2 pseudogenes are annotated in these 528 nt (G+C 46.6%); both read right to left on the bottom strand.

The features are described 5' to 3' along the window. A pseudogene (locus R7093_RS27810) lies at window positions 1–377 on the bottom strand (OmpA family protein); the annotation flags it as partial. A 26-nt stretch (window positions 378–403) separates the two neighbouring features. Then, window positions 404–528, bottom strand: a pseudogene (locus R7093_RS27805) (anti-sigma factor antagonist); the annotation flags it as partial.

The following is a 528-nucleotide window of genomic DNA, read 5'->3' as shown; positions in this document are numbered from 1 at the left end:
TCAAGCTGGTTTAATCGACGACGCTGGATGACCAGGTCATTGGCGGCATCAAGCAGTAAACCGCCTTCTAGTTCACGAGCAATGCGATTTTGCTTCTCGAGTGCTTGCACCACTGCAGCAGGGAAGCACCAACGAGCGCCTTCTTGAATCAAAGCGTCGAGATGAAGCTTGGTCAACTGCCAATCGAATCGCAATCCATGCTCTGGGCCCAATGGTTCATCTGGCATAACAGGCGAGAACTGATAGTTCTCAATCGAAATATCTTGATAGCTTTCCGCCAATCCACCCTGACCATGATCGGGATAATCAAATGACGAACAACCAAACATGCCGACAACGAGACCGCTAACTACACTTCGTCGTATTAGATTTACCATGCCAACCTCCGTTTAAACCGGTATTTTTAGTGTCCTTTTGAATTGACGGGAATGGCATGGTTGATACGAAGCAAGCTCATGATTTCTAATGGCTGACCTGATACGTTTTCAATACTCATGCTTCGTTCACGTTCAACTAGGCGCTTATATA

The organism is Vibrio sp. 1580 (assembly GCF_033340055.1).
This window is presented reverse-complemented; position numbering and strand designations above follow the sequence as displayed.